The organism is Candidatus Magnetobacterium casense, from assembly GCF_019173545.1.
Lineage (GTDB): Bacteria > Nitrospirota > Thermodesulfovibrionia > Thermodesulfovibrionales > Magnetobacteriaceae > Magnetobacterium > Magnetobacterium cryptolimnobacter.
The window spans coordinates 1-8739 of record NZ_JABXWD010000142.1; the positions used below are offsets into that span (position 1 = coordinate 1).

Genomic DNA, 8739 nt, shown 5'->3' on the forward strand with positions numbered 1-8739 from the left:
GTTTCATCTGAACTATGTGGGATATAAAGGCTCTTTGTTCAGAAGGAGTGGAGAAGAAGGGAAAGTTTCATCTGAACTATGTGGGATATAAAGTAAGGAAACAAACATCCGAGATTCTCTCGGCCGACTGTTTCATCTGAACTATGTGGGATATAAAGAAGACACTCAAGGGCGAGTGCTTTGAGTGCAACGAGTTTCATCTGAACTATGTGGGATATAAAGCCGTTCCCTGATACAGCACCACTGCACACCTGATCAGTTTCATCTGAACTATGTGGGATATAAAGAGGTGTGTGTATTGTTTAACTGTTTCCGGCTTGCTAGTTTCATCTGAACTATGTGGGATATAAAGGACCTAAAAACACCAAAAAACCGTTCACTGATCAAAGTTTCATCTGAACTATGTGGGATATAAAGTGATTTTAAAGGAAAATTTGTGTTTTTGGGGGTATTGTTTCATCTGAACTATGTGGGATATAAAGGGTGCCAATGCATTAGCGCTGTAAGCCCATCCCTCGTTTCATCTGAACTATGTGGGATATAAAGTTGTTATGTTTGCCTGCAACGCTGCGTTTGCATCTTGTTTCATCTGAACTATGTGGGATATAAAGGATACCGTCCCTGTTCGTGTATCCGTGCTGCCCTTGTTTCATCTGAACTATGTGGGATATAAAGGATGCGTGTACAACGCATACCGGATGGCATCCATTGCGTTTCATCTGAACTATGTGGGATATAAAGCATCAAGAGATGACCGCACGTCCGTTGAAATTGTCTGTTTCATCTGAACTATGTGGGATATAAAGGGTGTAGTTAGGAAATATCTTGCTGCGGTTTTCAGAGTTTCATCTGAACTATGTGGGATATAAAGGAGATACGGCGCCACTTTGTCTTCAAGAAAGCTCGTGTTTCATCTGAACTATGTGGGATATAAAGTGTTGAGGGCATCCAGGATGGCCTTGCCGAGGTTGTGTTTCATCTGAACTATGTGGGATATAAAGGTCATAATGGCCGATTTGCTAATCGGCAACACAAACGTTTCATCTGAACTATGTGGGATATAAAGTTGTCCGAGGGTGTAGACGTTGTAGAAGTTGATATCGTTTCATCTGAACTATGTGGGATATAAAGTAAGTATTTACGCATGATGAAGGTGGCATGGCACCAGTTTCATCTGAACTATGTGGGATATAAAGTGCCCAGTAAACAACAGCCCGCAACATCTCAGGCGTGTTTCATCTGAACTATGTGGGATATAAAGGACAACGCAAAAGGTGAACGAAAACGGAACTATAAGTTTCATCTGAACTATGTGGGATATAAAGATGTATAAAAAGGAGGGTTATGACAGAAGAGCATGGGTTTCATCTGAACTATGTGGGATATAAAGACATTCGTGTCATACATAAAAGGCAAGACCGGCAGGTTTCATCTGAACTATGTGGGATATAAAGAAGTAATGGACGGCGACATTGCAACTGTAATATATGTTTCATCTGAACTATGTGGGATATAAAGTAAGGTAAAGCAGAATATGATAATGAGCAAATTTGGGTTTCATCTGAACTATGTGGGATATAAAGTTGAGTTCAGGCATAGCATGGTTTGAAAGCAAAGAAGTTTCATCTGAACTATGTGGGATATAAAGAAAGTAGAAGTCGACCGAGAGAACTACTTTTGGGCAAGTTTCATCTGAACTATGTGGGATATAAAGGAACTCGCAGCTGCTACTAGAAAGGCAAGGAGTAAGGTTTCATCTGAACTATGTGGGATATAAAGGTATAACACCAAATAATTTCATTTACAAAGTTCTCTGTTTCATCTGAACTATGTGGGATATAAAGGTGCATTAACGCTGTAAGCGGAAAACAGGAGGTAACGCCATGACGTTTGAAGATGGGATATAAAGGTGCATTAACGCTGTAAGCCCATCCCTCCTGTATGGGTTTCATCTGAACTATGTGGGATATAAAGGAATTTTCCCACGTCAGACCAAGCGCAGAGCCATCAGTTTCATCTGAACTATGTGGGATATAAAGACATCTTCAGTCGTCAAATTGCTCAACTGTGGTAATGTTTCATCTGAACTATGTGGGATATAAAGTAACAATAGCCAACGGTGGTACTATATCAGAGAGCAGTTTCATCTGAACTATGTGGGATATAAAGGACAGAAATAAGCGTGTAGCCGAACTACTCGCCCTAGTTTCATCTGAACTATGTGGGATATAAAGCACGGATACTACGACTTTGTTGTCGAGCCTGCTTTGGTTTCATCTGAACTATGTGGGATATAAAGATATACCCTCGTCTCATTTATAGCCTTCAAGATGCAGTTTCATCTGAACTATGTGGGATATATAAGGACAACCTGATCGGTATCACCGCGCCAGGTACAGGAGTAAAAAGGCGGAACGTATTCAGTACGAGCTAAAAGGCGACCACGCCATCTCAGACATCGGTTATGCCATCTACATCGAAAGGCAACTGCAACAGGCAGAACAGAATATCCGGGAAGAGAAATCAAGGAGTCGGTTTGTGCCAGGGCTGATTGTAAGGATGCTGGATGAGAGCGTCAAAGATGAGCCAAGCATGGCAATTAAGGTTGGTATGCTCAGGGAAAAGAATGGCGACCTTCTTTACGTTGCAGGAGAATGTAAAAGTCTCATAGGGGAAAAGGATTTTCGAGCCTTTATCGGTTGTGAGTTCCAGCCAAAGGAAAACGACAAACATACCGAAGAAGGTAGCACTCCAATGTCTGCTCTTCCCCACCCCCTACGCCAACGCGGCATCGAGGATGCCGTAAGCCGCCCGCAGCGACGCCGAATCCGCCGGGATGTCAAAGACGGGTTTGCCGTGCAGGTCGAGGGAGAAGATGACGCCGTCATCGGGCACCATGCCGGCAACCACCAGGCCATCGGCCTCAGCGACCTCCTTTAAGGCGTTGCCCTCGGTGGACTTCACACGGTTGATGATCAAACGCCGGTTGCTGATGTCGAGGCCGAGTTCGTTTATTAACTCGTTTATGCGCTTTGCCGTCTTGATCCCCTTGACGGTGGGGTCGCTCACGATAAACATGGCGGTGACCTTGTGAGCGGTGCGTCGACTGAGGTGCTCCATCCCAGCCTCATTGTCGATGACCACGTAGGCGTAATCGTCGGCCAGCTTGTCCGTGTACTTGCGGATGATGTTGTTGGCCGCACAGTAGCATCCAGGCCCCTCCGGTCTGCCCATGACCAACAGGTCAAACCCTTTGGACTCCACGATGGAGGTCTGCACCTGGTAATCAAAAATCTCCTCGGTGCTCAATCCACCAGGACGCTGACCCGTGCGTATCGTGGCCAGGGCGTTTTCGCGTATCCCGCCAATTGTGGCGTGTACCGGCACACCAAGTGCCTCATTCAGACACGAGTTGCTGTCGGCATCCACGGCCAGGATCGCCTTGCCCGTCTTCTCCATCAGGTACCTTATTGTAAGCCCCGCAAGCGTTGTCTTACCCGTACCACCCTTACCCGAAAATGCTATTATCTGAGACATGAACAATTACCACCTACTTCCGAATATACAAAAAAAGGGAACGAAAGGGGCGGCTCCGCCCCCCTTTAAAACCCCCCGCAAGGGGACCAGTCCCCTTGACCCCATAATAATACTTACCCTAATGTTATAATAAACTCCTATAGTCTATCACGACTGACATGAAAAATACAAACTCTTAAGGAGAACTCAATGAACCCTATAGAACTATGGCAGCGATACAAGACGTACCTGTTTGACAACAGACAACTTGGCCTCACCCTTGACATCAGTAGGATGAACTTCAAGGACGACTTCTTTGACCGGATGAAGCCCCTCATCCAAAAGGCCTTCAGCGCCATGGATGCGCTGGAATCGGGCGTAATCGCAAATCCCGACGAGAACCGCATGGTCGGCCACTACTGGCTGCGTAACCCCGCCCTGGCCCCAACCCCGGAACTCAGGACGGAAATCGAGGAGACCCTGACGGCCATCAAGACCTTCGCAAAGGCTATCCACACCGGAAAGATTACCACACCATCCGGCAAACTCTTTACGAAGGTGCTTGTTGTGGGCATCGGAGGCTCGGCGCTTGGGCCGCAGTTTGCCGCAAACGCCCTGGGCAACCCCAACGACCCGATGACCCCCTACTTCTTCGACAACACAGACCCCGACGGCATGGACTACACCCTGGGACAGATTGGCTCACACTTGGCAGAGACCCTCACCGTGGTCATATCCAAGAGCGGCGGCACCGTGGAGACCCGCAACGGAATGCTTGAGGCAAAGGCGGCATATAAGGCACAGGGATTGGATTTCGCCAGGCACGCCGTGGCCGTTACTGGAAAGGACAGCGCCCTGGACAAGGTGGCTACAGCAGAAATGTGGCTACAGCGGTTTCCCATGTGGGACTGGGTAGGAGGACGCACGTCTGAGACCTCGGCAGTTGGACTGTTGCCGGCGGCACTGCAGGGGCTGGACATCGACGGTATACTTGCAGGAGCAAAGTTGTGCGATGAGGTCACACGCAGCAAAAACGTCATGGCCAACCCATCCGCAATCCTGGCGCTGATGTGGTACCACGCAACAAACGGAGGCGGCAGCAGCGACCAGGAGCGTCCTGGAGCGACAAAGAACCAGGAGCGTCCTGGAGCGACAAAAAACATGGTCATCCTGCCATACAAGGACCGCCTCCAGCTCTTTACAAAGTACCTCCAGCAGCTCATCATGGAGTCCCTGGGCAAGGAACTCGACAGCGACGGCAAACTCGTCAACCAGGGCATAACCGTCTACGGCAATAAGGGCACCACCGACCAGCACGCCTACATACAGCAACTGCGCGACGGCGTCAACAACTTTTTTGTCACCTTCGTCGAGGTCCTCAAAGACAGAAACGTCCCCTCCATGCAGGTTGAGACGGACTTCACCACGGGGGATTTCCTGAGCGCCTTCCTGCTTGGCACCCGCAGCTCACTCTACGGCAGTGGCAGGGAATCAATGACCATCACGATTGACAGGATAGACCCGTTTGCCTTTGGCGTCCTTGTTGCCCTGTACGAGCGAGCAGTGGGACTGTATGCGAGCCTCATCAACATCAACGCATACCATCAGCCGGGCGTTGAGGCCGGCAAGAAAGAGGCCAACAAGGTCGTCAAGCTCCAGCAGGCGATAATCTCCCTGCTCAGGAGCAATCCAACCGTCAGCTATACCGTCGAGGAGGTAGCCGGCGCCCTGAACGTTCCTGATGACGTGGAGGTCACCTTCAAGGTACTCATGCACCTGAGTGCCAATCCCGATCACAAGATAAAGCAACTGTTGCCGGAAAACACCCCCCTGGTGGCATCCAGATTCCAGGCATCAACGTAGAAAAAAGAAAGAAAGAAGGGAGGGCTTTGCCCCTTTTATGCCGGGGGTCGCCGACCCCTCCCTCAGACCCACCCACAAGGTGCGAGCCGCACTGGCATAAAAGGGACCAGTCCCCTTGACCCCATCAAAGAGCTGTGTATCTTGTCTTTAATCAAGTCGAAATCTGTTATAATAAACGCATGAGAAAAATTAAAATTACCGCCGAGTTAATACCGGCAGAGGAAGGTGGATATATAGTTTATTGTCCTGAACTGGACATTACAACAGAGGGAGATACTATAGACGAAGCAATTTACATGCTTAAAGATGCGGCACAGGGATACATTGAGGTAGTTGGCATTGACAATATTCCTTTCTTCTCTAGCTCGGTCATCAAAGAGGAACTGGAGTTAGTCATAAATGGGTAAAGCGCCTCCTCTAAGCGGCAAAGAGATTTGCAGGGTGCTTGAAAGAGAGGGGTTTAAATCAGTAAGACATACAGGCAGCCATAAAATATACCAAAAGCTCACAGAGGATGGCACAATCACCATTCCAGTGCCTATTCATTCCAATCGACCACTTAAAAAAGGAACTCTGTCAAATATACTCAAGATGGCCGGTATAACAAGTGAACACCTGTTATTCATAGTATCTTTGCTCTTTCAATAACATCCATGACCTTTTGGACGTATAATTTCTAATGAATGTACCCGAAACCCAAAACCTGAAATTGAAATGTTGAGCGATTTTTGATTATAATAATGACGATATCACAATTTTAGGGTATAGGAGGCAATACATGTTTTTAATGGACGTTCTGAGAAGGTGTGCTACAATTGCTTTGGTGTGTATGTTTTGTTCTATAGGTATCGGTCTGGCTGGTGCAGAGAAAGAAAATACTGGAGGTTCATCAGGCAGCGGGTTTATTATCCATAGCGACGGGTTCATCCTGACCAATCACCATGTGGTAAAAGGGGCTAAAGACATTTTGGTCGTCCTGGGCGATGCCAGAAAATATAAGGCTAAGGTCATTATGGCCGATGAGGATAAAGACATCGCCATGTTGAAGATAGGCGCCACGGGTCTGCCAAAGGTTCGATTAGGGGATTCCAACCAGATGGAGGTTACAGATTACGTTATGGTTTTAGGCTATCCCCTTGCCACCGAGTTGGGGACAGAGGTCTCTTTTTCTGACGGCAGGATAAATGCTAAGAGAGATAGTGAGCGGTTTCCAGTGTTGCAGATTGATGCTAATATAAACCCGGGCAACAGCGGTGGTCCTGTTGTCAATGACCGTGGAGAGGTCATCGGGATTGCCGTAGCTAAACTCAACGCGGCAAAGATGCTGATAGAATCAGGCGTATTACCGGAGAGGATCAACTTTGCTATCCCCATATTTTCTGCGAATCAGTTCATCAGGGCTGCTTATCCATTGGGGGTGGAACGTATGCCAGGCAGGACAAAGATGGAGCAGCGTGACATCTTTAAGCAGGTAAAGAAGGCAACGGTCTTGATATTGACCGTTTCGGAGGACGAAGCCCCTGATTTCGTGTTGGTCAAGGGCGGATGCTACAAGATGGGCGACACGTTTGATGATGGGTTTGTTGATGAGAAGCCTGTGCATGAGGTGTGTGTGGATGATTTCTATATGGGCAAATATGAGGTAACACAGGGGCAATGGGAAAAGGTGATGGGGAGCAATCCTTCGTATTTTAAGAAAGGAGAGAGGTATCCGGTGGAGCTGGTAAGTTGGGATGATGTGCAGGTATATATATCGAAGTTAAACCAGCAGACTGGGCAGACTGGCAGGAAGTATCGGTTGCCGACTGAGGCTGAATGGGAGTACGCGTGCAGAGAAGGTGGGAAGAAGGTGAGGTTTGGAACCGGTACCGACAGGATAAACTCAGAGATTGCTAATTTTAATGCCACTGCTGACTATAAACAACCATATTCAGACGCGGGTGAGTATCGGGAACAGACAATGCCTGTGGGGAGTTTTAAGGCCAATGGCCTTGGGTTGCACGATATGTCCGGCAATGTATGGGAGTGGGTTGAGGACTGGTATGCTGGTGATGCGTATAGGCAACATGCTGAACGTAATCCTATATATACGAAAGCGGGATCTAATCGTGTGGTACGTGGCTGTAGTTGGTCCGGTTCCCCTCAGGGCGTGCGGTGTGCTTACCGTCGCAACTACACGCCAGGCAGCAGGGGCAACGCCCTGGGATTCCGCCTTGTCCTTTTCCAGTAACCTTTTGATAGGCATATGGAACAAAAGGTTGTCTACAGAGAGAACATGTTGGTATAATAAGACCAGGAGATAAAAAATGATATTTACCAGAATTACAGTGAATCCAGGACAGATGGCCGGAGTTCCATGCATACGTGGATTGCGCATACCTGTAGCATCTATCGTTGGCATGATTGCGGATAACATGACCGAAGACGAAATTCTCAATGCCTATCCAGATTTAGAGTACGAAGATATCCAGGAGGCATTGAGGTACACAGATGAGACTATAAGGGAGCGTGAAATACCGTTGGTCATGTCTTGATGCGATTTCTTATAGATAATGCACTATCGCCCCTGATTGCAGAAGGGCTAAACAGGTCAGGTCATAACGCACTACATGTACGCGATTGTGGGCTACATTGCGCAGATGATAGTACAATCCTTGCTAAAGCCGTTAATGATAAACGGATTATCGTTTCTGCAGATACCGACTTTGGCACTCTGCTTGCGCTTAGAGGGCATAGGATACCGTCCGTTATTTTGTTTAGACGAAGCACTCAACGCCACCCGGATATGCAATTGAGGCTTTTGCTTTCTAACCTATCTGCCATTGAGAATTCCTTAGAAGAAGGAAGCATTGTTGTTTTTGAACAAGCCCGTATTAGAATTCGTTATTTGCCAATAAGCGATGAATTTTCTGTACAGAGACAATAACAATGCAGAGTTGCCATAATCATAATATAAAGAGGCCGGAAAGGTCGTCAAGCTCCAGCAGGCGATAATATCTCTGCTAAGGAGCAATCCAACCGTCAGCTACACCGTCGAGGAGGTCGCCAACACCCTGAACGTCCCTGATGACGTGGAGACCACCTTCAAGGTACTCATGCACCTGAGCGCCAATCCCGATCACAAGATAAAGCAACTGTTGCCAGCAAACACCCCCCTGGTGGCATCCAGGTTCCAGGTCGCAACGTAGAAATAAATAAGGGGGGCGGCAACCGCCCCTCTCCTTTTTTTCCACTCAAACAGGGGATACCAGATTGGTATCCTCTTTATATTTCATGGTAACTACGCTTTTATGCATCATGGATTCCTGGTCAAGCCAGGAATGACACACTTGGAAAACGCCTGTAACTGTCATTCCTGCG

At 47.8% G+C, this 8739-nt stretch carries 8 protein-coding genes and 2 CRISPR repeat arrays; of the genes, 6 read left to right on the plus strand and 2 right to left on the minus strand.

Features of this window, described 5'->3' with window-relative positions:
* A CRISPR array of direct repeats spans nt 1-1845; the repeat unit is 29 nt; unit sequence GTTTCATCTGAACTATGTGGGATATAAAG.
* A gap of 100 nt (nt 1846-1945) precedes the next feature.
* A CRISPR array of direct repeats spans nt 1946-2364; the repeat unit is 29 nt; unit sequence GTTTCATCTGAACTATGTGGGATATAAAG.
* A gap of 411 nt (nt 2365-2775) precedes the next feature.
* Nucleotides 2776-3537, minus strand: a complete 762-nt coding sequence (locus HWQ67_RS08960; RefSeq protein WP_218252345.1) for an AAA family ATPase — start codon at nt 3535-3537, stop codon at nt 2776-2778.
* Nucleotides 3538-3726: 189 nt separating this feature from the next.
* Here HWQ67_RS08960 and HWQ67_RS08965 point away from each other — a divergent pair, with 189 nt between their 5' ends.
* From HWQ67_RS08965 to HWQ67_RS20510, 6 genes are all read left to right on the plus strand, one after another.
* Entirely contained in the window at nt 3727-5379 is a 1653-nt protein-coding gene (locus tag HWQ67_RS08965; protein WP_218252346.1) for a glucose-6-phosphate isomerase, read from the plus strand.
* A gap of 179 nt (nt 5380-5558) precedes the next feature.
* Complete coding sequence (locus tag HWQ67_RS08970; protein ID WP_218252347.1) at nt 5559-5786, plus strand: type II toxin-antitoxin system HicB family antitoxin; 228 nt, start codon at nt 5559-5561, stop codon at nt 5784-5786.
* Nucleotides 5779-6027 carry a type II toxin-antitoxin system HicA family toxin gene (locus HWQ67_RS08975; protein ID WP_218252348.1) on the plus strand — a complete coding sequence of 83 codons (249 nt, stop codon included), beginning with the start codon at nt 5779-5781 and terminating at the stop codon, nt 6025-6027. The genes HWQ67_RS08970 and HWQ67_RS08975 overlap by 8 nt, the downstream gene beginning before the upstream one ends.
* 130 nt (nt 6028-6157) lie before the next feature.
* Nucleotides 6158-7609 carry an SUMF1/EgtB/PvdO family nonheme iron enzyme gene (locus HWQ67_RS08980; protein WP_218252349.1) on the plus strand — a complete coding sequence of 484 codons (1452 nt, stop codon included), beginning with the start codon at nt 6158-6160 and terminating at the stop codon, nt 7607-7609.
* A 76-nt stretch (nt 7610-7685) separates the two neighbouring features.
* Nucleotides 7686-7913, plus strand: a complete 228-nt coding sequence (locus tag HWQ67_RS08985; protein WP_218252350.1) for a DUF433 domain-containing protein — start codon at nt 7686-7688, stop codon at nt 7911-7913.
* Nucleotides 7913-8305 (plus strand): DUF5615 family PIN-like protein, encoded by a 393-nt coding sequence (locus HWQ67_RS20510; RefSeq protein WP_218252351.1) that lies wholly within the window; start codon nt 7913-7915, stop codon nt 8303-8305. The genes HWQ67_RS08985 and HWQ67_RS20510 overlap by 1 nt, the downstream gene beginning before the upstream one ends.
* A gap of 76 nt (nt 8306-8381) precedes the next feature.
* On the opposite strand, the gene HWQ67_RS19910 is transcribed toward HWQ67_RS20510, so the two are convergent.
* On the minus strand, nt 8382-8513 hold the full coding sequence (locus tag HWQ67_RS19910) for a hypothetical protein (RefSeq protein ID WP_255317190.1): 132 nt from the start codon (nt 8511-8513) through the stop codon (nt 8382-8384).
* Between the last annotated feature and the right edge of the window lie 226 nt (nt 8514-8739).